This is a genomic window from Amycolatopsis sp. WAC 04169, from assembly GCF_003947535.1.
In the GTDB taxonomy this organism is placed as follows: Bacteria; Actinomycetota; Actinomycetes; order Mycobacteriales; family Pseudonocardiaceae; genus Amycolatopsis; species Amycolatopsis keratiniphila.
The window spans coordinates 648,555-672,870 of sequence record NZ_QHJI01000001.1 but is presented as its reverse complement, the minus strand read 5'-3'; the positions used below and the strand labels follow the sequence as shown (position 1 = coordinate 672,870).

23 protein-coding genes are annotated in these 24,316 nt (G+C 68.9%); 5 read left to right on the top strand and 18 right to left on the bottom strand.

What is annotated here, in order from left to right; genetic code table 11:
* Positions 1 to 59 precede the first annotated feature (59 nt).
* Entirely contained in the window at positions 60 to 2,069 is a 2,010-nt protein-coding gene (locus DMC61_RS03215; protein ID WP_125686656.1) for a DUF6541 family protein, read from the top strand.
* Positions 2,070 to 2,350: 281 nt separating this feature from the next.
* Here DMC61_RS03215 and DMC61_RS03210 read toward each other — a convergent pair whose 3' ends face one another.
* Positions 2,351 to 3,244, bottom strand: a complete 894-nt coding sequence (locus DMC61_RS03210; RefSeq protein ID WP_125686654.1) for an LLM class flavin-dependent oxidoreductase — start codon at positions 3,242 to 3,244, stop codon at positions 2,351 to 2,353.
* Between the two features lie 82 nt (positions 3,245 to 3,326).
* Here DMC61_RS03210 and DMC61_RS03205 point away from each other — a divergent pair, with 82 nt between their 5' ends.
* Entirely contained in the window at positions 3,327 to 4,127 is an 801-nt protein-coding gene (locus tag DMC61_RS03205; RefSeq protein WP_016330675.1) for an HAD family hydrolase, read from the top strand.
* On the opposite strand, the gene DMC61_RS03200 is transcribed toward DMC61_RS03205, so the two are convergent.
* From DMC61_RS03200 to DMC61_RS03190, 3 genes are read right to left on the bottom strand one after another with little or no spacing between them, the layout of a single operon-like run.
* Complete coding sequence (locus DMC61_RS03200) at positions 4,124 to 4,858, bottom strand: 1-acyl-sn-glycerol-3-phosphate acyltransferase (protein WP_125686653.1); 735 nt, start codon at positions 4,856 to 4,858, stop codon at positions 4,124 to 4,126. The genes DMC61_RS03205 and DMC61_RS03200 overlap by 4 nt on opposite strands.
* 53 nt (positions 4,859 to 4,911) lie before the next feature.
* A complete protein-coding gene (locus tag DMC61_RS03195) occupies positions 4,912 to 6,348 on the bottom strand; it encodes a hypothetical protein (protein WP_125686651.1) in 1,437 nt (478 codons plus the stop codon).
* Positions 6,345 to 7,955, bottom strand: a complete 1,611-nt coding sequence (locus DMC61_RS03190) for a hypothetical protein (protein ID WP_125686648.1) — start codon at positions 7,953 to 7,955, stop codon at positions 6,345 to 6,347. The genes DMC61_RS03195 and DMC61_RS03190 overlap by 4 nt, the downstream gene beginning before the upstream one ends.
* Before the next feature lie 261 nt (positions 7,956 to 8,216).
* On the opposite strand from DMC61_RS03190, the gene DMC61_RS03185 reads away from it, so the two are divergent.
* On the top strand, positions 8,217 to 10,160 hold the full coding sequence (locus DMC61_RS03185) for a DUF6541 family protein (protein ID WP_125686646.1): 1,944 nt from the start codon (positions 8,217 to 8,219) through the stop codon (positions 10,158 to 10,160).
* 4 nt (positions 10,161 to 10,164) lie between these two features.
* On the opposite strand, the gene DMC61_RS03180 is transcribed toward DMC61_RS03185, so the two are convergent.
* From DMC61_RS03180 to DMC61_RS03150, 7 genes are read right to left on the bottom strand one after another with little or no spacing between them, the layout of a single operon-like run.
* On the bottom strand, positions 10,165 to 11,136 hold the full coding sequence (locus DMC61_RS03180) for a lysylphosphatidylglycerol synthase transmembrane domain-containing protein (protein WP_125686644.1): 972 nt from the start codon (positions 11,134 to 11,136) through the stop codon (positions 10,165 to 10,167).
* 34 nt (positions 11,137 to 11,170) lie between these two features.
* Entirely contained in the window at positions 11,171 to 12,412 is a 1,242-nt protein-coding gene (locus DMC61_RS03175; protein ID WP_125686642.1) for an acyl-CoA reductase, read from the bottom strand.
* Positions 12,409 to 13,461 carry an acyl-protein synthetase gene (locus DMC61_RS03170; RefSeq protein ID WP_016330668.1) on the bottom strand — a complete coding sequence of 351 codons (1,053 nt, stop codon included), beginning with the start codon at positions 13,459 to 13,461 and terminating at the stop codon, positions 12,409 to 12,411. The genes DMC61_RS03175 and DMC61_RS03170 overlap by 4 nt, the downstream gene beginning before the upstream one ends.
* Positions 13,458 to 14,855 carry an AMP-binding protein gene (locus DMC61_RS03165; protein ID WP_125686640.1) on the bottom strand — a complete coding sequence of 466 codons (1,398 nt, stop codon included), beginning with the start codon at positions 14,853 to 14,855 and terminating at the stop codon, positions 13,458 to 13,460. Before DMC61_RS03165 ends, DMC61_RS03170 begins: the two co-directional genes overlap by 4 nt.
* On the bottom strand, positions 14,855 to 15,580 hold the full coding sequence (locus DMC61_RS03160) for an SDR family NAD(P)-dependent oxidoreductase (protein ID WP_199749874.1): 726 nt from the start codon (positions 15,578 to 15,580) through the stop codon (positions 14,855 to 14,857). Before DMC61_RS03160 ends, DMC61_RS03165 begins: the two co-directional genes overlap by 1 nt.
* On the bottom strand, positions 15,580 to 15,819 hold the full coding sequence (locus DMC61_RS03155; protein ID WP_063275939.1) for an acyl carrier protein: 240 nt from the start codon (positions 15,817 to 15,819) through the stop codon (positions 15,580 to 15,582). The genes DMC61_RS03160 and DMC61_RS03155 overlap by 1 nt, the downstream gene beginning before the upstream one ends.
* 17 nt (positions 15,820 to 15,836) lie before the next feature.
* The gene (locus DMC61_RS03150; RefSeq protein WP_125686636.1) at positions 15,837 to 16,562 is read right to left on the bottom strand and encodes a UDP-N-acetylglucosamine acyltransferase; all 726 of its coding nucleotides are present in this window, start codon (positions 16,560 to 16,562) and stop codon (positions 15,837 to 15,839) included.
* Between the two features lie 158 nt (positions 16,563 to 16,720).
* On the opposite strand from DMC61_RS03150, the gene DMC61_RS03145 reads away from it, so the two are divergent.
* Together DMC61_RS03145 and DMC61_RS03140 are read left to right on the top strand one after the other, a co-directional pair.
* Positions 16,721 to 17,827 (top strand): DegT/DnrJ/EryC1/StrS aminotransferase family protein, encoded by a 1,107-nt coding sequence (locus tag DMC61_RS03145; RefSeq protein WP_043847842.1) that lies wholly within the window; start codon positions 16,721 to 16,723, stop codon positions 17,825 to 17,827.
* On the top strand, positions 17,824 to 18,783 hold the full coding sequence (locus DMC61_RS03140) for a Gfo/Idh/MocA family protein (protein ID WP_125686634.1): 960 nt from the start codon (positions 17,824 to 17,826) through the stop codon (positions 18,781 to 18,783). The genes DMC61_RS03145 and DMC61_RS03140 overlap by 4 nt, the downstream gene beginning before the upstream one ends.
* On the opposite strand, the gene DMC61_RS03135 is transcribed toward DMC61_RS03140, so the two are convergent.
* The 7 genes from DMC61_RS03135 to DMC61_RS03105 form a co-directional block, all read right to left on the bottom strand.
* Complete coding sequence (locus DMC61_RS03135) at positions 18,784 to 19,524, bottom strand: hypothetical protein (RefSeq protein WP_125686632.1); 741 nt, start codon at positions 19,522 to 19,524, stop codon at positions 18,784 to 18,786.
* Entirely contained in the window at positions 19,521 to 20,030 is a 510-nt protein-coding gene (locus DMC61_RS03130) for a SigE family RNA polymerase sigma factor (RefSeq protein WP_125686630.1), read from the bottom strand. The genes DMC61_RS03135 and DMC61_RS03130 overlap by 4 nt, the downstream gene beginning before the upstream one ends.
* Before the next feature lie 45 nt (positions 20,031 to 20,075).
* On the bottom strand, positions 20,076 to 20,636 hold the full coding sequence (locus DMC61_RS03125) for a copper resistance CopC family protein (RefSeq protein WP_125686628.1): 561 nt from the start codon (positions 20,634 to 20,636) through the stop codon (positions 20,076 to 20,078).
* Positions 20,637 to 20,792: 156 nt separating this feature from the next.
* Positions 20,793 to 21,329, bottom strand: coding sequence for a Uma2 family endonuclease (locus tag DMC61_RS03120; protein ID WP_233594680.1), 537 nt, complete (start codon positions 21,327 to 21,329; stop codon positions 20,793 to 20,795).
* Between the two features lie 216 nt (positions 21,330 to 21,545).
* Positions 21,546 to 22,172, bottom strand: coding sequence for a DapH/DapD/GlmU-related protein (locus DMC61_RS03115; RefSeq protein ID WP_038507474.1), 627 nt, complete (start codon positions 22,170 to 22,172; stop codon positions 21,546 to 21,548).
* Positions 22,159 to 23,355, bottom strand: coding sequence for a glycosyltransferase family 4 protein (locus DMC61_RS03110; RefSeq protein ID WP_125686625.1), 1,197 nt, complete (start codon positions 23,353 to 23,355; stop codon positions 22,159 to 22,161). Before DMC61_RS03110 ends, DMC61_RS03115 begins: the two co-directional genes overlap by 14 nt.
* Before the next feature lie 26 nt (positions 23,356 to 23,381).
* Positions 23,382 to 24,311 (bottom strand): NAD-dependent epimerase/dehydratase family protein, encoded by a 930-nt coding sequence (locus DMC61_RS03105; protein ID WP_016330653.1) that lies wholly within the window; start codon positions 24,309 to 24,311, stop codon positions 23,382 to 23,384.
* Positions 24,312 to 24,316: the final 5 nt, after the last annotated feature.

Here is a 24,316-nt window from a genome sequence, read left to right as displayed (position 1 = left end):
GACTCCGTGCCCTGCAGCGAGCACCGGTTTTCACCTTCGACAGACACATTTAGGAAGCAGTGCCTACTCCGGACACCTTCTGGTCGTATTTCGGTGCGACCCTCACCTACCTGGCCGTCCTCGCGGTTCCCGGCGGGCTCGTCGGCCGGGCCGCCGGCCTGCGTGGCTGGGCCCTGGCGGGGCTGGCTCCGCTGCTGTCCTACACGGTAACCGGACTGGCCGGTCCGTGGCTGGCACTCGCGGGCGTGTCGTACAACCCCCTCACCGTGGCGGCCGTCACGGCCGTGCTCGCCGGGATCGGCTTCGGCCTCCGCAAACTGGGGCAGAGCCGCGGCTGGATCAAGCCGGGCGCCGAGGAGCCGCCGAAGAAGTGGCACCCGCGCGCGCACTACGCCGTCGCGGCCTGCGTCGCGCTGGCCGTCGGCATCTCGATCCTCGTGGTGCTCTCCGCCCGCGGCGGCACGACGGCGGTGTTCCAGCGCTGGGACACCGTGTTCCACGCGAACGGCATCCGCTACATCGCCGAGACCGGCGACGGCTCGCTGACCGGCATGGGCACCATCAACTGGTACCCGGACGGCTCGTTCTATCCGAACGCGTATCACCTGGTCGGCTCGCTCGTGTATTCGATCTCGGGCACGACGATCCCGGTCACGCTGAACGCCATCACCATGCCGGTCGCCGGGATCTTCGCGCTGTCGATGGTCGCCCTGATCCGCCAGCTCGGCGGGCGCGCGGTGTTCGCGGGCTGCACGGCACTGGTGGCCGCCGCGGCCACCACCGGCGCGTACGAGTCGGTGTCCAGCGGGCTGCTGCCGTTCGCGCTGGGGATCGTGCTGACGCCGCTGGCCGTGGTCGCGCTCGCACGCTTCCTCGCGCGGCCCGGCCTCGACACCGGCTACGTGCTCGCGCTGACCGCGGTCGGCCTGCTGGCGGCGCATTCGTCGGCCCTGTTCGGCGCGCTGCTGTTCGCCTTCCCGCTGGTGGTGCAGCGCTGGTACCGCGCCCTGCGGCACAAGCCGCTCGACGGCGTGCCCGAGGGCCGCGCCGGCTGGCGGGTCATCGGCGGCGACGTCGTCAAGATGGTGCCGGTGATGGCGGGCAGCGGGCTGCTCGCGGCGCCGCACATCCTCGGCGCCCTGAAATTCACTTCGGGTTCATACCCTTATTACGCGTGGGGCTCCGACCTGCCGGTGCTGAAGTCGCTGGGGCTGCTGGTGACCTTCCGGCAGGTGCTGAGCGCGCCGCAGGTGTGGCTGACGGTGCTGCTGGCGATCGGGGTGCTGAGCCTGTTCCGGCTCGGGCGGATGCGCTGGGTGGGGCTTTCGGCGATCGGCTTCTCGGCGCTGTTCGTGCTGGTCGCCTCGTTCGGCGCCGAACCGTGGGTGATCTCGCTGTCGCGGCCGTGGTGGAACGACCGGTACCGGCTGATGGCGCTCGCCGCGATCCCGCTGTGCCTGCTCGCCGGGCACGGGATGGCGGAGTTGCAGCGCTGGTTCGCGAAGTGGGCGAGCGGACGGTCCTGGGTGAAGAGCCGTCCCGCGCTGCCCGCCCGGCTGGGGCTGGCGACCGCCGTGTTCGTCGTGGCCGCGTCGGCCGTGCTGACCAAGGGTTTCTACACCGAGTCGAACGCGCACGCGGTGTCGTTCCTGTACTACAACGGGCCCGAGGGCGAGGTCACGCCGCCGGTCAGCGCCGACGAACTGGCCGCGATGAACGAGCTGACCAAGATGAACGTCGGGCCGGACGAGAAGGTGCTCAACGAGCGCTTCGACGGGACGGCCTGGCTGTACGCGATCACCGGGATCCACCCCGTCGCCGGGCACTACGACCCGGGCGTGCCGCCGCCGGACGCGAAGTACCTGGCGCTGCATTTCCGCGACTACGACACCGACCCCGAGGTGCGGGCCGCGGTGCGGCGGCTGAACATCAAGCACGTGCTGATCGGGAGCACGCCGATCAAGATCGGCGAGCCGCCGGCGCCGGGACTGCGGGATCTGGACGGGCTGGGCTTCCTGCGGAAGGACTTCTCGAACGCGGGTGCCTCGATCTACACGCTGACGCGCTGACGGGCTGCTTCGCGCGGCCGACGCGTGCAATGAAAGGTCCTTTCCTTGCAAATTTTGCAAGGAAAGGACCTTTCATTGCATCGGACGGGGCCAAAGATAAAAGGCTCGCGTGGTCGTGGACTGCCCCTGCCACGACCACGCGAGCCCTTCGTCCCCCATTCACCCCCGGGGTGACCCATGAGGGGCAGCCGTCGTCGGCCACACCCACTCGCTGTACTTGTTCTTCAGACGACTACTGGGCGGAACCGGTTTACCCGGCTCGCCAACGTCACCCGATCGGCCTAAGCGCTTCTTCCCTGGAGTACCGGGAGTACGTCGCTGACGACCGCTTCGAGCGTCGACTCGCGGCCGACGTAGTAGTCGCCGGACCGCGGCCAATGCGTGACGATGTCGGTGAACCCGAGTTCACCGGCCCGTCCGGCAGCGTCGGTGAAGGCGCCCACGCTGTCGAGCGAGAAGACCGGCGCAGCGTCGAGGCTCAGGAACCGCTGCACGCTCGCCTTGTCCCGGCCCACGGCGTCGAGCCGCTCGTCGAAGGTCTTCACGAGCTCCGCGACGCCCTTCCACCACTCGTCCTGGGTGTCCGCCTTGACGCCGGTGGTGGCCCAGCCCGCGCCGAACCGCGCGGCGAGCGTCATCGTGCGGGGGCCGTTCGCGGCCACCAGGAACGGCAGCCGCGGCCGCTGCACGCAGCCCGGCAGGTTGCGTGCGCCCTTGGCCCGGTAGTACTCGCCGTCGAAGTCGAAGCCGTCGGTCATCAAGAGCCCGTCGAGCGATTCGACGAACTCCGTGAAGCGGTCCGTGCGCTGCTTGACCGACAGTTCGGGGCCGTCGAGCACGGCGGCGTCGTAGTGGGTGTCCGGGACGCCCGCGCCCACGCCCAGGATGAAGCGGCCGTCGGAGATGTCGTCGAGGGTGGTCAGCTCGCGGGTGAACGGCACGGGATGCCGGGCGACCGGCGAAGCCACGAAGGTGCCCAGTCTGATCCGCGACGTCACCATCGCGGCCGCCGTCAACGTTGGCATCGCACTGAACCAGGGGCCGTCGACGAGAGTCCGCCAGCCGAGGTGGTCGTACGTCCAAGCGTGGTCGAAGCCGTATTCCTCGGCGGCCCGCCATTTCGGCTCGGCCGCCCACCAACGATCTTCCGGAAGGATCACGATGCCTACGCGCACACCCGGGAAGGTACTGGTCCAGACCGACACTTCGCCCGATGGGCGGATCTTCGGGGACAATGTGCCGGTGGATAAGCCCCTCTTGATCGCCTCCGACGTCGACGGCACCCTGCTCGGCCCGCTGGAGGTCCTGTCCGAACGCACGATCGACGTCGTCCGGCGCGTCACCGAGGACGGAGTCCCGTTCGTGCTGGCCAGCGGCCGTCCGCCGCGCTGGATCGCCCCGATCGCGAACCCGCTGGGCCTGACCGGGTACGCGGTCTGCGCCAACGGCGCGGTGCTGTACGAGATCGGGACGGACCGGATCGTGGCGGTCCACGGCCTGTTGGAACCCCAGCTGCTGCACGACACGGTGAGTGCTCTTGATCACGCTCTGCCCGGCTGCCGGTTCGCCGCGGAACGGGTCGGCGAGTCCGCGCTCGATCCGGAGATGCGCAATTTCGTGATCGAGCCGGACTATCACAACCCGTGGGGCAACCACGAGGGCACGGAGGCACCGCGGGCCGAGGTGCTCGGGCATCCGGCGATCAAACTGCTGATCAGCAGGCGCGGGATGAACTCCGACGAGATGGCGCGGGCGGCGCGCGAGGTGCTCGACGGCTCGGTGGACATCACCTACTCGACCAACACCGGCCTGATCGAGGTCGCCGCGCACGGCATCACGAAGGCGACCGGGCTGGCCGAGGTCGCCGCGCGGCTGGACGTCCCGGCCGAGCGGGTGATCGCGTTCGGGGACATGCCGAACGACGTCGAGATGCTCGGCTGGGCCGGGCACGGCGTCGCGATGGCCAACGGGCACCGCTACGCCCTCGACGCCGCCGACGAGGTGACGGGGCCGAACTCCGAGGACGGCGTCGCGCAGGTGCTGGAGCGCTGGTTCTAGCGGCCTTCGCGGTCGAGCTTCGCGGCCTCTTCCGGCGTCGGCGCGGTGCCGCCGAGGTGGGCGGGCAGCCACCAGCGCTCGTCCTCGGAGGCCGGATTCTCCGGATAGTCGGCCTGGACGCGGTCCACGAGCGCCGACATCCGCACGCGAAGGTCCTTCGAAAGCACTTCGGCGTCATCGTCGGCCTTCGGGTGCATGGGCTCGCCGACGAGGATCGAGATCGGGACGTGGCGTTTGGTGAGGTCCTTCGGGCGCCCCTTGGTCCACAGCCGCTGCGTGCCCCACAGCGCCATCGGCACGACCGGGACACCCGCCTCGGCGGCCATCCGGACGGCTCCGGACTTGATGTCCTTCACGGTGAACGACCGGCTGATCGTCGCTTCGGGGAACACCCCGACGACCTCGCCGGCCTTAAGGCGCTCGACGGCTTCCCGGTACGAGGCGAGACCCGCGCCGCGATCGACGGAGATGTGGTGCATGCCGCGCATGAGCGGTCCGGCGATGCGGTTGCTGAAGATCTCCTTCTTCGCCATGAACCTGACCAGGCGTTTCGCCGGCTGCGCGCCGAGGCCGCAGAAGATGAAGTCGAGATAGCTCACGTGGTTGCAGGCGATGACCGCCCCGCCCGACGACGGGATGTGCTCGGTCCCCTCCACCCGGATGCGGTTGTCCAGCACCCGGAACATCAACTTCGCCGCCATGATGACGGGCGGGTAAACGAGCTCAGCCATTCGTTCAGGTTACGCTACCGTAGGGTAACCAACCTACGGTCGCGTAGGTCACATCACTCCGAGCGCTCCGGGCGCGCGAAGGACACCACCGCCAGGACGACGCCGAGCAGCGTGCAGTACAGCGCGATCACCTGGTGTTTGACGTTCTCCAGCCCGTCGCCCAGCGCGGCCAGCACGAACTGCCCGGCGGCGACGGCGAGCAGGAAACCCAGCACGACACCGAGCGCGGTGCGCCGGGTCTTCCAGCCACGCCAGGCGACCAAAGCCCATATCGGCAGCAGCGCGAAGAAACCCAGCGGGGCCAGCAGTTTCGTCACGGTCGAGACGATCGGAACGCGGTATTCCTGCGCTTCCGGGGCGAAGCCGGCCGACTGGTCGAAGCTGCCGAGGTAGGGCGGCCGCGCGGTGAGCAGATCGCCCGCCGCGCGGTCCAGGATCTCGACGGTGCGGAAGGGGTGCGTCGCGAAGTACTCGATGACGTTGCGCCTGCTGATCTGCTCGCGGTACTTCGGGTAGTCGGGATCCAGCGTCGCGGGCTTCGGATGCCACCAGCCGTTGCCCGCGTACTGGCCGAACGAGGCGGGCAGCCCCAGGGCTTCGAGGTCGGCCCCGGTGTCGTGCCGACCGTCCACAATGGTCAGGAAGATCGTGTTGAACATGTTGATCTCGCGCGAGTCGTCGCCCGGACGCGCGGCGAGGGAGCCGTCGGGCAGCTTCGCGGGCTCGACGGTCTGCTGCGCGTAGGCCGTTCCACCGGCGAGCGCGCCGACGACGAACACCGCGGGAAGCCAGCGCTTCAGGCCGTGGACGCCCGCCGGGCGGACGAGCAGCGCGGCGAGCGCGAGCAACGGCAGGATCATCAGCGTCTGGACCTTGGCGTTGACCGCGATCACGCCGCCGAAGAGCAGCACGGCCAAGCCCGCGTAGCGCCACCAGCCGGGCCTCGCGGACACGAGGAGGCCGCCGACGGCGAGCAGGAGACCGAGGAACGCGGCGCCTTCGCCGAGCACGGATGCGAAGTAGCCGAAGAACGCGGAGTCCGCGACGACGAGCAGCAGTCCCACGGCCGCGAAGCCGCGGACGCGGCGCGAATACGGCAGCCCGACGACGATCAGCGCGACCGCGGCGGCGGCGAGCACACTGGTGAGCACGCCGAGCACCACCAGGCTGAGCGTCGATTCGAGGCCGAGCAGCCCGCCGATCGACCGCGCGATCCGCGCGAACCAGCTCTGGGTCAGGAGATAGGTGGCGTCGCATTCGCCTGCCGGGGCGGTGTAAGCGAGGTGGACGAAACCCTCCGGCTTTCCCTTCCACGGGATGCCCGCGCCGCACAGCACGCGGAACCCGTCACCGTTGTCGGCCATCGCGACCGGCCTCGGCACGAGGAAACGCACCAGCAGCACGGTGAGCGCGGCGGCGAACACGCCGACGCCGAACAGGCGCGAGGATGCTTCGAGCGCTGCCGGTCTGCTGGGGGAAACGACACTCACGCAGGGCACGGTACGTGGCGGAAATCGGGCGAGCGGTCGAGGGCCGACCTGACCGCCCGCTCGACGTCCGCCCGCAGGAACACGGCGATCCACGACGAGCTGCCTTCACGCGCGAAAGTCGCGACGCGGTACCTCGCCGCGTACGCCGGGTCGATCACGCAGGATTGCTTCGTCGAATAACCGCTGTCGGTGATGACGGCGATCGTGGGATGGCGCCGGGAGACGACGGCCTCCCCTGCTTCCTCCGTCTGGCCGCGGACGCCGACGATCTGCAGCTGCGTCCCGGCGTGGTACGACAGCACGCCGGGCGCCGACGTGCTCACGACCGAACCGGGCGGCAGGTAGGCGTCGAGCCAGCGGCCGATCTCCTCCATCTGCGCGCCGTGGTCGTGCCAGGCACGCACCCGGCCCAGCATCTCCGGACTGAACACCGACACCAGCACCGCGAGCCCGGACAACGTCACCGCCGCGGCGGGCATCAGCCGTTGGATCGGCGGCCGGGGCCTTGGGCTCGGCTTCGCGGTCGCGACGAGCACGCCGTAGACCGAGACCGCCGCCACCGACAGCAGCGGCGGGATCGGCGCCAGCAAACGCCAGGCCGGCCCGGCGTCGCCGCCGAAGAAGACCACGAAACCGGTGAGCCCCACGGCGGTGCCGAGCATCAGCCAGGTCAGGGACCTGGCCTCGGCCTCGTGCGGGGTCCGGCCGGTGCGGCGCAGTGACAACGCCACCACCGAGATCAGGCCGAGCAGCAGGAATCCTTGGTGGGCCACCGAGAAACCCGACAGATACTGCCAACCGCGGTCGATCCGCGACTGGACGTCGAGGTCGAAGGGGATGACGACCGAGGTCGGCAGGACGTGGTCGTAGTAGGTCACCCGCCAGGCCGTCCAGGGCACGGCGAAGACGAGCCCGCCGAGCAGCCAGCCCACCGGCGACCACCAGGTGTACCGGCCGCGCAGGGCGGCGACGACCAGCCAGCAGCCCACCAGCACCGCGAGCAGGATCCCCGCCGGGCGCGTCATCATCACGAAGGCCACGAGCACCCCCGCTACCACCGGCCGCCGGGCCGCGAGCGCGGCGAAGACACCGAACACGAGCAGAACGAACAAGGGCGTCTCGGTGCCGGAGCCGCCGTACGCGGCCAGGCCTCCGGCTCCGGCGACGAGCACCGCAGCGGCCACCCCGTAGGCGGGCCGTGACTCGCCCGCGGCCCGCGCAACCACCCGGTTCACCGTCACGTACGCCAGCAGGACGGCGCCGAGCGTGGCGAGAACGCCGAGCGCGACCGCGGAGGCCTCGATATCAGCCCCGAAAGCGGCCTTCGGCAACGCGATCACGATCATCCAGAGGAAATTCGTGTAACCCTCGATCCGCTCGCCGGTGTTGAACACCGGCCCATTGCCGTCGGCGATGTTCTGGGCGTATCGGAAGGTGATGTACGCGTCTTCCGCGATGGTCGAAAACACCAGCTGGTGCACCAGCGAAAAACCGAGGGTCAGCAGCAGCGCGGCGGCGCGCCAGCCCTTGTCGACGCCGATCTTGGGCCAGGCCACCAGCACGAAGATCGCGACCGCGGACCAGGCGACGACAAGCGCGACCACCACCTGATCCCCACCCTCCCGGGCCGAGCCACTCCCCTGACCAAAAGGCTACGGTCAAGTATCGATCACCGCGGCAAGGTGTTTCTTTCGGCGCAGTCAATTGACACGAATGGGCCAGCAAGTGTGCGCAAAGTAGGCAAAGTTCCGCCGGTTTGCCCGGCAGGATGTGACTCCTTCGGGTAACGGTGCCCGGCGGTTAATCTGGCTTCCCATTCCGTTCCGCACCTCGGGGGTTCCGTGCGGATTCCCCATCCGAGGTAGCCCGTGCCCACCCACACCTCTCTGTCCGCCGACGTCCTCACGGTGGTCGTCGCGCTGCTCGTCATCGGCCTTCCCGGTCTGCTCACCGGTCTCGCCGCCGGCCTGCGCGGCTGGGTGCTCGCGGGGATGACGCCCTTGCTGAGCTACGCCATCGGCGGTCTCGCGGGCCCGTGGGCGGCCGCGCTCGGGCTCCCGTTCAATCCCGTGACGTACGCGGTCGCGACGGTGGTGTTCGCCGGAGTCGCGTTCGGCCTGCGGCGGCTCACGCTGCGCCGGTGGCCGCCCGCCCCGGAGGAACCGCTGTGGGGACGCTCCGGGCACCTCGCCGTCGGGGCGTGCCTCCTGCTCGCGGCCGCCGTCGGGATGTACGCGGTGGTACGCGGGATGGGCAGGCTGGACGCCATCCCGCAGGGGTTCGACGCGGTGTATCACGCGAACGGCGTCCGGCAGATCGCCGAAACCGGGGACGGCAGCCTGTTCGGCACCGGCGAGGTGAACTGGTACGGCGACGCGGCACCGGTGTTCTATCCCAACGCGTACCACCTGCTCGCGTCCGTGGTGTACCTGCTGAGCCCGGCGACCATCCCGCTGGCCCTGGACGTGAACACCGCGCTGCTGCCCGTCCTGCTGGCGTTGTCGCTGGTCACGATGGTGCGCGTGTTCCGTGGGCGCGCGGTGTTCGCGGGCGCCGTCGCCCTCGTCTCGATCGCGCCGGTGATGGGCCTGTACGAATCGATGAGCAGGGGACCTTTGCTCCCGTTCCTGCTGGGTCTCGCGTTGACGCCGCTGGCCGCCGTCGCGGTGAAGCGCTACCTCGACCGGCCCGCGCCCGACACCGGGTTCGTACTGCTGGCGGGCGCCGTCGGGCTGCTGTGCGTGCACTCGTCGGCGTTGTTCGGTGCGATCCTGTTCGCCGGCCCGCTCCTGCTGCAGCGGTGGCTCGCGCCCGGGGAACGGTGGCGGCGGATCGGGCGGGACCTGCGTGCGCTGGCGATCGTCGGTGTCGTCGCGATCCTCGTGGCGTGGCTGCAACTGTTCGGCGCGATCGGGCTCGCGAGCGGCGAGGTGCCCTACCGCAGCTGGCCGGTCGAATGGCGGGCGACGACGGCGCTCGGCGCGCTGCTCGGCTTCCAGCACCACGAGCCGTATCCACAGATCTGGCTTTCAGTGGCGTTGTTGCTGGGGTTCATCTTCTTCTCGCGCGCGGGCGCGCTGCGCTGGATCGGCGTCACGGCGCTGATCACCGGGCTCGCCTACATCGCGGTGACGTCGTCCGAGCAGCCGATCGTGCTGGCGCTGTCCCGGCCGTGGTGGAACGACCCGTACCGGTTCATGTCGATGGCGGCGATCCCGCTGTCGATCATCGCGGCGCACGGCCTCGCCGAGACGCAGGCATGGCTGCGGGACAACGTCGTCGCGCACCGGAAGGTGCCCGCGTTCGCCGTCGCGGTGGTGGTGTTCGGCGCGTTCGCCTTCCTCAGCAACGGTTTCTACGCGCCGTCCAACGCGGAGAAGGTCGCGCCCGGCTACGCGAACACCCCCGGCATCGACCCGCACAAACTGCCGGTGAGCCCGGACGAGGTCGTCGCGATGGAGAAGCTCGCCGAGTTCGTGAAACCGGGCGAGCGCGCGCTGAACGATCGACTGGACGGGACGGTGTGGACCTACGCGCTGTCCGGCGTCCGCACGACTTCCGGGCATTTCGACGAGACGCTTTCGCCGTCGGACGCGCGGCTGCTGGAGTGGCACTTCCGGGAGTACCCGTCGAATGCCCAGGTTCGGGACGCGGTGGCGCGGCTGAACGTGCGGTGGGTGATCCTCGGGCAGTACGGCTACCCGACCGGCGCCCCGCGTCAGGCGGGCCTCCGCGATCTGGACGGTCTGAACTTCGTGACCGAGGTGTACCGGAACGCGGACGCGGTGATCTACCGGGTGAACCGCATTTAGAGGACTAAACGCGGGAGGTGACGAGGCGGGCCGACAGGGCGGCGCCGCCGGCGGTGATCAGGTCGGCGACGGTGAACATCACCCGCGAGGCGATGGCGAAGGCCGTCGCCTGGACGACGGTGAGACCCGACGCGGTGAGCACGGCGACCTGCGCGACCTCGCGCACGCCGACCCCGCTGGGCAGGATGAACGCGAACGTCCCGACGGTCATCGCCACCGCCATCGCGCCGACGCACAGCACGAAGCCGCTGAATCCCGGCGTGCCGACGGAGTTCGCCAGCAGCCACAGGTGCACGCCCTGCAGCGCCCAGGCGGCCGTCGACGAGCCGAAGACCTTCCCGACGACCGACCAGCTCAGCCGGTGGTCCAGCGGCGGGCGGCGCAGGATCCGCAGCACCAGCGACGTACCCCAGGTGAGCACGCGCGGGTGCAGCATCGCCAGCCCGACGGGGATGAGCACGAACAGCCACAGCGCCCGCGGGCTGTTGCTGAACACCGCGGGGGCCGCGAGCAGCGAGATGACCAGCGCGGACACCACGCCGACGCCGAGCTGGATCAGCGAGCCGGTGAAGATCCGGGCCCTGGCGAGCCCGGCCTTGCGGCCCAGTTCCATCTGCAGCAGATACGCCCAGACCGAACCCGGCACGTACTTGCCGAGCGAGCCGACGAGACAGATCTGCGCGCCGCGGGCGTAGCCGATCGGCTTGCCGAGGTCGTCGACCATGACCTGCCAGCCGTAGGTCGACACCATGATCGCGGCGATGAGCGCGAGCAGGCTCAACGTGGAGGATTCCCACGCGACCTCGGACAAGGTCCGCCAGAATTCACCCCAATTGGTGACCAACGTCTTCGCCGCGAAACCGACGACCAGCAGGATGGCGATCCAGCGGACGACGTCGAGGATCTTCGCCTTCGTGGATTTCGGTTGTTTTACCGCAACCGAAGTGTCCTCTTCGGGCGTTTCGACCGTCGTCACTGAACCTCCTCTGCTGCTACCCCGTCACCGCAGGTCAGGCCTGTACGGTCACCAAGCGGCTGAACTCGGTCAGCAGATCGTAGCCGTCCCAAATCGCGGAGAACGTCAGGGCCGAGCCGAAGGGAACGACCCGGTCGACACCGCGGCCGGCCAATTCCGTCACGAATTCCGTCAATTCTTCTTTGGTGAAGCCGAATTGACCGACGGTTTGATCTTTGCGGAGCACGATCGGGACGAGGTCGGAAAGCGTGCCGACGCGTGCGTTGGCGAAAGTGCCCGCGCCGAGCCATTCGCGCGGCAGGACCGCGGGGTCGGCGAGCTCCAGGGTCGCGATGCCGTTGCCCTGGAACTCGATGCCGTTGACGAGCCCGTCGACGGCCGCACCGTACGCGGAGACCCGCTTCTGCACGGCCATGGCCGGCTCGGTGACGTGCTGTTTCGTCGCCAGCACCTCGGCGAGCAGCTTCCGGAACTCCTGCCCGGCTTCGCGAGCGCCCTCTTCCTCGCCGACCCAGAACACCGCGCGCGGCGACGAGCACGCGGCCTGGTCGAACCAGTACGAGTCGTTGTAGAAGCCCTCGGCGGCACCGCGGCGCTCGGCCTCGGAGGCGTTCTGCCAGCCGCGTACCGACGCGACCGCGAACGACGACCGGTCCGGGAAGGTCAGGTCGCGGGCGTGCGGCGCGAGCGGGTACTTGCGCAGCGCGGCGACCGAGGCGTCGCCGCCCCAGATCACCCGCAGATCCGCGGCGACCGACAGCGCACCGCTGATCTCGTCGCTGCGGTCGTAGGTGACCATGCGCTGCGTCGCGGTGATCGCGGCGGCGGTGTCGGCGTCCACTTCGGACAGTGCGGCGTTCAGTGCCTCCAGCACCGTTTCGGCGGCACCGGCCGAACGCGAGGAGACGCGGACGACGTTGTGGTTGCCCGCCAGCGCCGAAAGCGCCCACGAGTACACGAAGATCGTGTCGACGTTGGCGGGCGGCACGTGGAAGACCAGCCCGCGCGGGAAGCGCAGCGCGTCGCCAGAAGTCTCCAAAGTGGACAGTGCCTTGGCGATCTCTCCCTTGCGCAGGAAGAAACCAAGGGACGCAAGCTCCGGGAACCGACGGGCCGTCGCGGGGGCGAGCAGCTTGCGCGCGAACTTCGTCAGGAACTCGACGACTCGTGGGTCGCCGACGCGAAGCCGTCCGCCGACGGGCTCGGCCCGCAGCTCGTCGACCAGCGAGGAGACCTCGATCGCGTCGCCGAGCGGAAAACGCTGGTTGAGACTCATGCCGCCGCTCCCTGGAAGGTGTCCGAGCAACCGCGGGCTTCGGCCTTGGGCAGCCTGCCCATGACCGAGAAGTGCTTACCCGGCCAGTCGCCGTCGTCGATCCCGTTGTAGACACCGAGGTCCTCGGTGAGCAGGACGTGGCCGGGGTACGAACGCGGCAGCGTGCTGACGACCTCGATCACCCCGGGCTCGCCGACCGGCTGCTCTTCCCAGGTCTCCGGGTTCCGGATCACCACGTCGGCGAAATCGGGGCAGTACAACGAGTTCCCGGACGGTCCTTCGAGGAACACGGTGCCGATCTGCTCGATCATCCCGTAGTAGTTGTGGATCCGGGTGAGTCCGGTGTCCTCTTTGAAGCGACGGCGGAACTCGGTGTTGTCCACCGCGCGGTCGATCAGCTTCTTCCAGCCGCCGGAGTGGATCAGGATCCCGTTGGAGAGATCGAGCTTGTGCTCGCGGGCGACCTCGTAGAGGTACTGCCACACCATGAAGGTGAAGCCGAAGATCAGGAACGGCTTGTCGCCGTACGTCGCCAGGAACGTCTTGACCGCCTCGACGTCCGGCTGGTCGTTCTCGTCGAGCACGTAGGTGTGCTTGCGGCCGAAGTTCGCCATGCCCAGCACGCCCGCGCCGCGTGCGGAGAACGAGCGGCGGTTCTTGATGATGCCGATCGTGTCGACCATCAGCATCGGCAGGCGCTCGCCACCGAGGACCTCCTGCAGCGTGGCGCCGAGCTGCTTGGTCTGCGCGCCGGCGGCGTCCTTGTCCAGGTAGATCCGGGACGCGCCCGCGCCGGTGGTGCCCGAGGAGGTCAGCGTCTTGAAGATCTCGGACTCGGGGATGCTGCGCAGGTCGTGCGTCTTGAACATCCGCACCGGCAGCCACGGCAGATCCGCGATGGACGCGAACTCCGCGTCCCGCGCGATGCCGAGCGACGACAGGATGCGCTCGTAGCCCTCGGAGTTCTCGCGGTGGTGCGCGGTCAGTTCGGCGAGCTGCGGAAGCAACGACTTCTCGCGCTCCGCCTGCGAAAGCGTGAACACACTCATACCTGGGCCTCCAGCGACCGGTAGTCGATCTTGCCGCTGGCGAGCAGCGGCACGGTGTCGCATGCGCGGACGTCGAACCCGCTGGTGTGCAGATGCAGCCGCTCGGACAGCGCCTTGGCGGCGTCCTTGCACATTTCTTTGTCAGCCCCTTCCGCGAACAGGACGACTTTGTCCCCGGCCGGGACGGCGGCCACGACGTCGATCCCCACCGATGCCGAACGCACGGCGTGCTCGAGATCATCCAGGCTGACGCGGTTGCCGAAGACCTTGCCGATCCGCTTGAGACGTCCGGTGATGTAGAGGAACCCGTCCTCGTCGAGGTAGCCGAGGTCGCCGGTGGCCAGCACGCCGCCGTATTCGTCGCCCGCGGCCAGCCCTGCCTCGTCCTCGGCGTAGCCCATCATCACGTTGGGCCCGCGGTAGACGACCTCGCCGACGATCTTCGGATGCGTGGTCTCGGAACCGTCCTCGCGCCGGATGACGAACGAACCGCCGGGCAGCGCGGGCCCGGCCGAACCGAGCTTCTCCGCGAGCCGTTCCGCCGGGACGGTGGTCATCCGCGGGGCGGCCTCGGTCTGCCCGTACATGACGAACATCCGCCCGCCGACCTCGCGGATCTTGTCGTTGAACTGGGCGACCAGATCGTCGCGCAGTTTGCCGCCCGCCTGGGTGAGCGTGCGCAGCGTCGGGTACTTCGCCGGGTCGAACTTGAGGCGCCGCAACATCTCGTAGTGGTACGGAACCCCGGCGAGCGAGGTGACCTTGTGCTCGTTGACCGCGTCCCAGAAGCCTCGCCCCAGCACGCCGGAGGGCTCGATGACCACGGTCGCGCCGCGGACGAGATGCGAGTTCAGCACGGACAGGCCGTAGCTGTAGTGCAGCGGGAGGCTGGTCGGCGCGATCTCGTGGCGGTCGATGTCGAGCACCTCGGCGATCGCATCGGCGTTGGCGTACATCGCGCCGCGGGACAGCCGGACCAGCTTCGGGTTCCCGGTGGAACCGCTGGTCGGCAAGAGGACCGCGAGCTGCGGATGCGGCTCGACACCTTCGGCGGACTCCCGGACCCAGTGGCCGTCGGAGACGCCGTACCCCTCGGGTGCGGGCGCGTCCGGCGCGGACAGCACGGCGGCCGGGCGGAAACGCTCGATGAGCCCCGCCAGGACGTCGGCGTCCAGCGCCGGGTCGATCAGCGCGATCGCGCGGCCCGCCTCGAACGCGCCGAGGTAGTTCAGGACGCTGGAGAGGTCCACCGACATCCGCGCGAACAGCGCGCCCGGCGGCAGCAGCGACAACGCGGCACCCACGCGGGTGACCTCGGTGTCGAGTTCCTCGCCTTCGAGCGTCCTGCCGCTCGTGACATCGATCAGTCGCGCACCCACACCCAGAAGGGTCATTACAGAACCAAGCCTCCGTCGATGCCCAGCACCTGCCCGGTGATGAACGAAGCGTCATCACTGACGAGGAACCGGATCGCGTTCGCCACGTCCTCGGGCGTCCCGAGGCGCCCCAGCGGGGTCTTGCCGATGTTCTCGGCCTTGGCGTCCTCGGTCAGGCCGGAGGTCAGGTCGGTGTCGATGACGCCGGGCGCCACCGCGTTGACCCGGATCCCGGAGCGGCCGAGTTCCTTCGCGGCCGAACGCGCGATGTTCGCCACCGCCGCCTTCGAGGCCGCGTACACCGTCTGACCGGCGCTTCCGTGCTCGCCGACGATCGAAGCCAGCACCACGATGGCACCGGTCTTCTTGCGCATCATCGCCCTGGCCGCGGCCTGGACGGTGTGCAGCGTGCCGGCGACGTTCGTGCTCAGCGTGGTGTCGACCAGTTCCTCGCGGATCATGCCGAGGAGCGCGTCCTCCATGATCCCGGCGTTGGCGACCACGATGTCGAGCTTGCCGTGCTCCTTGGCCACCCCGCGGACCAGCGTCGACACGGCCTTGGCGTCGGTGACGTCCAGGGCGAGCCCGCTCGCGGCCCCCGCCGCGGCCGCCGCTTCCTTGGCCTTCGCCTCGTCGCGGCCGGTCAGCACCACGGTGGCGCCCGCCTCGGCGAGCGCCCGCGCGGTGGCCAGGCCGATGCCCCGGGTGCCCCCGGTGACCAGGGCGATCTTGCCGTCCAGCATCACTTGGACTGGAGGTCGGTCACCATGTCGACGGCGACCTTGAAGCTGGACATGTCGATCACCTGGTCGGTGTCGAACTCCACATCGAACTCGTCCTCGATGGCCGCGACCAGCGCCATGTGACCGACCGAGTCCCACGCCTCGATGTCGCGGTACTTCAGGTTTTCGACGTCGACCTCGCCATCGAGGTCCAGCGCCTCGACGAAGACCTCACGCAGCTTGCCGGCGACATCCGCCATCGTTCGACTCCTAGTACTCACTCGCGCGGACGGGCGTCCCACGCCTTCACCAAGGTAGAGAGGTCGCCGGGCAGCCGGTCGGCCAGCCCGTCCTCAGGGAGACCGGCCTTACCCTTCAGCCACGGTCCCAGCGCCTCGATGGCGGCCTCGTCCAGGCCTCGGCGGGACAGTCCCACCGTATTGACGCCGGTCACCCGGGCGGGGTTGCCGACGGCGATGGTGAACGCGCCCACCTCCTTGCGGACCGCGGAGCTCATCCCGACCATCGCGCCGGGGCCGACCACGACCCGCTGGTGCAGGATCGCGCCCATGCCCAGGTTCGCCCCGGACCAGATGTGGCAGTGGCCGCCGGTGATGACGTTCGAGGCGACCGTGACGGCGTCCTCGACCAGGCAGTCGTGGGCGATATGCGAGCCGCGGAGGAAGTAGCCGCCGTCGCCGATGGTGGTCGTGCGCCAGGTGCCCTGGTGGACGCTGACGTACTCGCGGATGCGGTTCCGGCTGCCGATGACGACGCCGTGGCCGTCGTGATCGGGATCACCGTTCGGCGCGGCCTCCCAGGCGGCGGGATGCTCGCGGCCCCGGTCCTCGCCCGGGGTCCCGATGGTCACGTGCGGGCCGATCCAGTTGCCGTCCCCGATCCGGGTGGGGCCCACGATGACCGTGAACGGTCCGATGACGTTGTCTTCCCCGAGCTCGACACCCTCGCCGATGACTGCTGTCGGGTGGATGCGGTTCACCACGTGAAGATCCGTTCGTTGTGGCTGGAGGCAGCCTGGGGTAATGGGCGCTTCGACGGTCCCGGTAACGTGTGGCCCGCGCCAGAGGGGGCGGCCGGGCGCAGAACCGGCGGCTCACTGTACCGGACGCACCAGAACGCCCAGTCGAGAGAGACTTGCAGATGATCCCCATTACCGTGGTCGACGTCCGTGACGCGGAGGACCTCGTCGTCGAGGTGCTGCGATCCGGCGCCATCGCACAGGGACCGATGGTCAAGCGCTTCGAGGACGCGTTCGCGAGCGTTTCCGGCACGAAGCACGCGATCGCCGTCAACAACGGCACCACCGCGCTGGTCGCCGCCATCCAGGCGCTCGACCTCAAGCCGGGCGACGAGGTCGTCACCTCGCCGTTCACCTTCGTGGCGACGCTGAACGCGATCCTGGAAGCCGGCGCGACCGTCCGCTTCGCCGACATCCGGCGCGACGACTTCGCGATCGACCCGGACGCCGTCGCCGCCGCGATCACCGACCGCACCAAGGTCCTCATGCCCGTGCACCTCTACGGGCAGACCGCGGACATGGGCAAGCTCGCGCCGCTGGCCGCCGAGCACGGTCTCAAGATCATCGAGGACTCGGCGCAGGCCGTCGGCGCGTCGTTCCAGGGCAAGCCGTCGGGTTCCTTCGGGATCGGCTGCTTCTCCTTGTACGCCACCAAGAACGTGACCACCGCCGAGGGCGGCGTGATCACCACGGACGACGACGAGCTGGCCGACAGCCTGCGTGTGCTGCGCAACCAGGGCATGCGCGCCCGGTACCAGTACGAGGTCGCCGGGCACAACTACCGGATGACCGACCTGCACGCCGCCGTCGGCATCCCGCAGCTGGAGAAGCTGGACCAGCTCACCGCCGCCCGCCAGGCCAACGCGAAGCGCCTTTCCGAAGGCCTCGCCGGCACCCCGGGCCTCGACGTCCCGCAGGTCCTGCCGGGCCGTGAGCACGTGTGGCACCAGTACACCGTGCTGGTCGGCCCGCACGCGATGCTCTCGCGTGACGAGTTCGCCGCCGCGCTGACCGAGCGGGGTATCGGCAACGGGATCTACTACCCGAAGATCGTCTTCGACTACGACTGCTACCGGAACCACCCGCTGATCCCCGACGCCAAGGTCGAGGACTTCCCGGTGGCCGCTTCCGTCGCCGCGCAGGCGCTTTCCCTGCCGGTGCACCCGCACCTTTCCGAGTCCGACCTGGACACCATCATCGAAACGGTTCGCGAGGTACTCGGCGCATGAGCACCCACAAGATCGCCCTCATCGGCACCGGGAACATGGGCTCGCTGCACGCCCGTGTGCTCGCCGCGAACGAGCGCGTGGACCTCGTCCGCGTGATCGACCCGCGCGAAGAGGCGGGCCGCAAGGTCGCCGAACGCTACGAAACCCAGTGGACGCCCGAAATCGGCTCGTTGTCCGATGTGGACGCCGTCGTGCTCGCTTCGGCCACCGAGGCGCATTACGAGCTGGCGCAGGAGATCCTGGGCCAGGGCAAGCCGATGCTGGTCGAGAAGCCGGTGTGCAACAGCCTCGAGTTCTCGCAGGAGATCGTCGGGCTCTCGGCGAAGAAGGACGTCCCGCTGATGTGCGGGCTCCTGGAGCGCTACAACCCGGCCGTGATGACCGCGCGGGCGCTGGTCAACGAGCCGATCCACCTGATGGCCCGCCGCCACGGCCCGTACGCGCCGCGGATCAAGACCGGTGTCGCGTGGGACCTCCTGGTGCACGACGTCGACCTGGCGATCCAGTTCTTCGGTGGCGCGACCCCGCAGCGGGTCGCCTCCGGCGCCGGCTACTTCCACCCGAGCTCGGTCGAGGGCGCCGAGGACACCATCGAGACGGTGCTGTCGTTCGAGTCCGGACTCGCCACGGTTTCGGCGTCCCGCCTCGGCCAGCGCAAGGTCCGTTCGCTGTGGGTGTCCGAACTGGACCGCATGATCGAGATCGACCTGCTCCGCCGCGACGTCACCATCTACCGGCACGTCTCGCACGACTCGGTCACCGAGGACGGCCTCGGCTACCGCCAGCAGACCGTCATCGAGATCCCGGAGCTGGTCACCGCGCGCGAGCCGCTCGCGACGCAGCTGGACCGGTTCGTCGACCTGCTCGAAGGCAAGATCGACGCCGACACCGAGCGGGACCTGATCCTGCCTTCGCACGCCGTCGTCGACCAGGTGCTGACGCAGGCCGCGGCCTGATCACTTGGTGAGCCGCTGGCCCTTCGCGTCGTACGCGACGAGGGGGGTCAGCACGTACGGCGACTCCACCTGGTCGGGGTTGAACCAGAAGATGACGACCGACGGGTCCTCACTCCAGGGGATCACCGTGGCCTCGACCGGTTTCCCGCGGACGGTGCTGGTGACCCGCACCGCCGGACCGGAGAAGTAGCCGAACACCGGCACGAACGTGCCCTGGACCACGTCGCCGCCGTCCACGGCGTGGAAGCCGAACGACCGGTCGGCTCCCTTGAATTCGTTGGCGCTCAGCAGCGCCTCGTACTCGCCCGCGCCGTCCCGGTACGCGACCTGAAGACCGAACCGGACCTCCGGCATCGACGGCTCGTCGATCTCGGACGCGTAGATCACCAGCTCGCGGCCGCCTTCACCCTTGTACCCGAGCGGGATCACCTCACCGAGCGGGGCGGCCGACGGGGCCGCCGTGATCGACGGGCTCACCGGTGCCGGGATCGTCGGGACGGGGGCGACCGGCGCGCTCGCGGCGGGCGGGAGCGGCTGCTGAGCGGGTTCCCTCAAGGCCACCGCACCGACGATGACCAGCACCGTCACCACGGCGGCGGCGACCCCGCCCGCACCGGTCGCGAGGCGGCGACGACGGCGGATACGCCTGCCCTTGGTCATGATCGCGCCGAGGTCGGGCTCGGCGAACCCTTCGGCGGGCGGCTCCCGCAAAGCCGAACGCAGCATCTCGAGGTCGGTCATCGTCCCAGCCCCCCGATCAGTTCCGTTCCGTCCTCCGCGGTGATCCGCAGCTTGGTCAGGGCGCGGGAATTGGTGCTCTTCACGGTGCCGACCGAGACACCGAGTTCGCCGGCCACATCGGATTCCTTCAAGTCGAAGAAGTGCCTGAGCACCACGACGGCCCTCTCCCGGTCTGTGAGCGTACGCAACGCGTCAAGCAGCCATTTCCGCTGGACGACGGCACCGGCGAGGTCCAGGCCGCTCGGCTGCTCGGGGATGTCCTCCGTGGCGTTCTCGCGGATCGGGCGGCGCCAGCCGTCGATGACGTGGTTGACGAGGACCTGCCGCGCGTACGCGTAGGCATCCTTGCGGCGTACCCGCGACCAGGCCGCGTACGTCTTGGCGAGCGCCGTCTGGGTGGCGTCCTCGGCCTGGTGACGGTCGCTGGTGAGCAGGTAGGCGGCATGCTGAAGACGCGTCGCCGAGTTCCGCACGAACTCGACGAACTCGTCATCGCCGCGAGCCACCCTGGTCCTCATCTCCGTTCGACGGTTGACCACCGGAAAGGTTGCTTAGTCCTTCCGGCGAGTGAACCGGAGCGCGACGACGATTCCCGCCACGACCACGGCCACCGCCAGGACGATCCACACCCAGGCGGGCACCAAAGCCTCGGGAGTCGTCTCGCCGGCCTGTGGTGCCGGGGCCGCGCTACTGGCCGAGGCCGGGCTGCTCGTCGGGGCCTGGCTCGTCGGGCTCGGTGCCGGCGCGCTGAGGTTGAACTTCACCGAGCCGCTCGCGGCGTGCGTGTCCTCGAAGGTGACCTTGTAGCGGAGCGTGTACTCACCCGCAGGGCCGACGGCCTGGACCGGCGCCGTGACGACCGCTCCGGCGACCTCCGCGCGGCCGACCGTCCACGACGCGTTCTCCGGGCCGGTGATCTGGATCGGGTTGTCGTCGGCGAGCGTGACCGGGCCCGAGAAGGTCAGCTTGACCTGCGTCGGAGGCGTCGCCAGCGAAGCACCCCTCGCCGGGTCACTGCTCTTCAGCTCCGAGTGGGCCAGCGCCGGGGACGCGGTGCCCAGCAGGGCCAACCCGGTGACCAGCAACGACGCACCGAACCGCTTGAACCTCATCTGACACCCTTCTCACCGGGGAACTCCCCCGCCGAGCCTAGTAGTCGGGTCGAGCGGGGTGGTGGTTCCCGGTCGTGAGCGGCCCTGCTGCTTGGTCGAATGTCATGAACGACCCTTTACTGACGTTTTTCGTCAGGAAAGGGTCGTTCATGACATTCAGGGGCGCTGCGCGTGGCGGGTGGTCAGCGCGTCGAGGTCGAGGGTGAGCGGGGTGCCGTCGAAGTCGAGGCTCACCTTGCCGGTGTGCTCGCCGAAGTTCTCGTACTCGCCGTCGATCAAGCGGTAGGTGGTCATGCTCGCCGGTTCTTCGAGGTCGACGATCCAGTAGTGCTCGATGCCGACTTCGGCGTATTCGGAGAATTTGGTGACCCGGTCGGTGCGGACGGTACCTTCGGAGAGCACCTCGATGACCAGGCGCACGTCCGGCGGCGAGGCCCGGCGGACATTCAGCTCGGTCGAGCTCGTGACGAGTACGTCCGGCACGCGGATGGTCAACGGCTCCTCGGCGAGCAACAGCTCGACTCCGGCGAGGGCGACCAGATCCGGAAAGCGCTCGTCCAGGAAGTAGGCCAGCCGCGTGACCGCCAGTTGGTGCCGGATGTCCAGGAAAGGTGCCGCGACCAGGACGCCGCGCCGCACTTCGGCCCGGTTCAGCGGCATGGCCGCCCAGTCGTCGAGAGTCACCTGAGACATCGGCATCGAACATACTGCGGGATCGAGCCGGGATTCATCACTCGGCACAGTGGTGGACGAGCGTGCTCTTGCGGAGCCGCAAACGCAGCCGGTGTGGCTGGTCGTAAGACCGCACTCGCGTGATCGAAGGCGGAACTCGCGTGATCAGAGGCGCAACACCGAGTGCGGCGTCGAATCACGCGAGTTACGTGCCTGATCACGTGACGCCGGCTCTAGCTACTCCGTGAAGTCGCCCGCCGGGGCACCCCAAGAACCGGCGGCGTCCCCGCGCTCCTCCGCCAGCGCCCGCCGCCGCGCGTTTTCGGCGCGCACACGCTCCACTTCGGACTGGATGTACTCGTCGTCGTACTTCTGGAACACCCGCGCCGGGTTGCCCGCCACCAGGCTGCGCGGCGGGACATCCTTGGCGACCACGGAATTCGGCTGCACGGTGGCGAAATCGCCGATCGTGACCCCGGCCATGATCACCACGAGGCCGCCGATGAAGCAGCCTTTGCCGATCTTCACGGGTTTGCGTTCGATGAGGTCGCTGCCGGAGTGGTTCTGCAGCGTCATGTTCGCGAGCCAGCTGGAATGCGTGAAGATCAGCGTGTTCAGGCCGATGCTGGTGTGCTCGCCGATCTCCAGCCCGCCGCTCGCGTCGAGCGCCGCGCCTTCGCCGATCCAGCAGTGTTCGCCGATCTTCAGGTTCTCCGGGCTGATGATCTTGACGCGTTCGCGGACCCTGGTCGACTCCGGCAGCCCGTAGAAACGAGCGCGCTCGGCGTCGTTCATGTACTGCGAAACGAGTTCGGTCAGGATCTGCGGGCGCAACCGGTTGCTGCGCTCGTCATCGAAGAACATCGGCCTCGGTCACCAGTTTCTCGAAGGTACGCAGGTGTTCTTCGGCGACGACGTCGAGGCCGAAGTTGGCCCGCACCATCGCGCTTTCCCGCTGTGCCACCAAAGCCCGCTTCTCCGGGTCGTCGAGCAGTTCGATGACGGTGTTCGCCACCGCCTCGCTGTCGTCCGGGCGCACCAGCAGGATGTTCTCGCCGTTGCGCAGTTCGATGCCCGGGTAGTTGTCCTCGGTGACCGAAGCGATGGTGGCGGTACCCGAGAGCATCGCCTCAAGCGACGCGGTGCCGCAGCCACCGTTGAGGTCGTGCGTGACGATGTCGGCGGCGGCGAAGTACGCGGGCACGTCCGCCTTCGGCACGGCGCCGGTGACGATGATGGCGTCCGCGACCCCGAGTTCTTCCGCCCGCTTGAGGAAGACGTCGTGATAGACGCGGCCGACGACGAGCACCTTCACGCCGGGGTGCTTGTCCAAAATGGACGGAAGGGCTTCGACCAGCGGCAACCGGTTGCGAAGCGGGATCACGTGCCCGAGCGAGACGATCACCGGACCGTCGCCGAGCCCATGCTCCGCCCGGACATCCTTCGTCAAAGGCTTCTCGAAGTTCCCGGTGTCGACGGCGATCGGGAAGTAGTCCGAGTTCGCGTCGCTCGTGCCGTAGCGCTCGACGCAGTAGTCGACGCCGAGCTTGTCGAGGATGACGTACCGCGGCTTGAGGTAGCGCAGGATCGGGTTCACCAGCACGGTGTCCAGGAACCGGAAGACGCCGCCGTACAGCTTGTTGTCGCTGATCAGCAGCGTGTGGATGGTCAGCAGCATCGGCAGCTTGTGCCGCCGCGCGTACCGTCCGGCCAGCCACGACAGGTCGAAGAACTGCCCGTGCAGGTGGATCGCGTCCGGTTTGAACTCGTCCAGCAGCTTCCGCAGCCGTCGCCAGTTCCCCGGCCGCAGCGAGGCGAAGCTCATGTCGAAGTCGATCGACAGGCCCAGCTGCGGCATCTTCACCGCGGGCAGGCGGACGACGCGGTAGCCGTCCTTCGTCTCGTCGGCCGGGGCGTCGGCGTACGCGGCGGTGATCGCGAGCACCTCGTGCCCGCGCGCCGCGTACTGCTCGGCCAGGGAAGCCGCCATGTGCGCGCTTCCGCCCACCCTCGGCGGGAAGAAGTTGTTCACCACGGCGATACGCATGGGGCGGCTCTCCCCTGGCCCGGCACTCACTCCGAAGCCTTCACCAGTTCGTACATGCCCTCTTCCACCGAGATCTTCGGCTCCCAGCCGAGGATCTCGCGGGCACGGGTGATGTCGGCGGCACGCCGGGAAACCAGCACGTCGCGCTCGTTGAACAGCGGCTCGACGTTCACGCCGACGGCGTCGATGAGGATCTTCGCCAGCGTCGCGATGGAGGTGTCGATACCGGTGCCGATGTTGATCGGCACGTTGGCCTGCTCCGATTCGAGCGCGGCGACGACGGCGCGGGCCAGATCGGTGACGTGCACGAAGTCCATCGACTGGTCGCCGCGACCGTCGATGATCGGCGGCTGGCCGGCGCGCAGCCGCTGGATGAAGTGGTTGATCACCGACGTGTAGTAGGCCTCGATCTTCTGGCCGGGGCCGTACACGTTGAAGAACCGCAGCGCGTTCCAGGACAGGCCCTTGGTGCGCTCGTAGAAGCCGAGCATGTCCTCGCCCGCGCGCTTCGAGATGCAGTACGGCGTGAGCGGCTTGAGCTCGTCGTCCTCGTGCATCGGCAGCCGCTTCGGGTCGCCGTAGACGGACGCGGTCGAGGCGAACACCAGCCGCTCGACACCCTCGTCCGCCGCGGCGGCGAAGACGTTGTGGTTGCCGACCATGTTGATGTCGATGGACTCGTGCGGGTCCGCGACCGACTTGTTGATCGACACGGTGGCGAAGTGGATGACGTGCGTGCAGCCGCGCATGGCCTCGCGCACGGCGCCGCCGTAGCGCACGTCCTTCTCGACCAGTTCGACCTTGCCGGTGGCGACGAACTCGTTGATCCGGGCGCGGTCGCCGCGCGTCATGTTGTCGAAGACGCGGACGGTGTAGCCGCCTTCGATCAGCATCGGGATGACGTGCGCGGCGATGAAACCGCCGCCCCCGGTGAAGAGGACCTTCTTGTCGGGCATTTCTC

Coding starts and splice junctions, on each gene's coding strand:
- DMC61_RS03165 (WP_125686640.1), bottom strand. CDS start 14,855: ATGACCCTTCTGGGTGTGGGTGCGCGACTGATCGATGTCACGAGCGGC.
- DMC61_RS03140 (WP_125686634.1), top strand. CDS start 17,824: ATGAGCACCCACAAGATCGCCCTCATCGGCACCGGGAACATGGGCTCG.
- DMC61_RS03170 (WP_016330668.1), bottom strand. CDS start 13,461: ATGAGTGTGTTCACGCTTTCGCAGGCGGAGCGCGAGAAGTCGTTGCTT.
- DMC61_RS03120 (WP_233594680.1), bottom strand. CDS start 21,329: ATGTCTCAGGTGACTCTCGACGACTGGGCGGCCATGCCGCTGAACCGG.
- DMC61_RS03175 (WP_125686642.1), bottom strand. CDS start 12,412: ATGAGTCTCAACCAGCGTTTTCCGCTCGGCGACGCGATCGAGGTCTCC.
- DMC61_RS03125 (WP_125686628.1), bottom strand. CDS start 20,636: ATGAGGTTCAAGCGGTTCGGTGCGTCGTTGCTGGTCACCGGGTTGGCC.
- DMC61_RS03135 (WP_125686632.1), bottom strand. CDS start 19,524: ATGACCGACCTCGAGATGCTGCGTTCGGCTTTGCGGGAGCCGCCCGCC.
- DMC61_RS03110 (WP_125686625.1), bottom strand. CDS start 23,355: ATGCGTATCGCCGTGGTGAACAACTTCTTCCCGCCGAGGGTGGGCGGA.
- DMC61_RS03115 (WP_038507474.1), bottom strand. CDS start 22,172: ATGTTCTTCGATGACGAGCGCAGCAACCGGTTGCGCCCGCAGATCCTG.
- DMC61_RS03155 (WP_063275939.1), bottom strand. CDS start 15,819: ATGGCGGATGTCGCCGGCAAGCTGCGTGAGGTCTTCGTCGAGGCGCTG.
- DMC61_RS03160 (WP_199749874.1), bottom strand. CDS start 15,580: ATGCTGGACGGCAAGATCGCCCTGGTCACCGGGGGCACCCGGGGCATC.
- DMC61_RS03200 (WP_125686653.1), bottom strand. CDS start 4,858: ATGGCTGAGCTCGTTTACCCGCCCGTCATCATGGCGGCGAAGTTGATG.
- DMC61_RS03145 (WP_043847842.1), top strand. CDS start 16,721: ATGATCCCCATTACCGTGGTCGACGTCCGTGACGCGGAGGACCTCGTC.
- DMC61_RS03105 (WP_016330653.1), bottom strand. CDS start 24,311: ATGCCCGACAAGAAGGTCCTCTTCACCGGGGGCGGCGGTTTCATCGCC.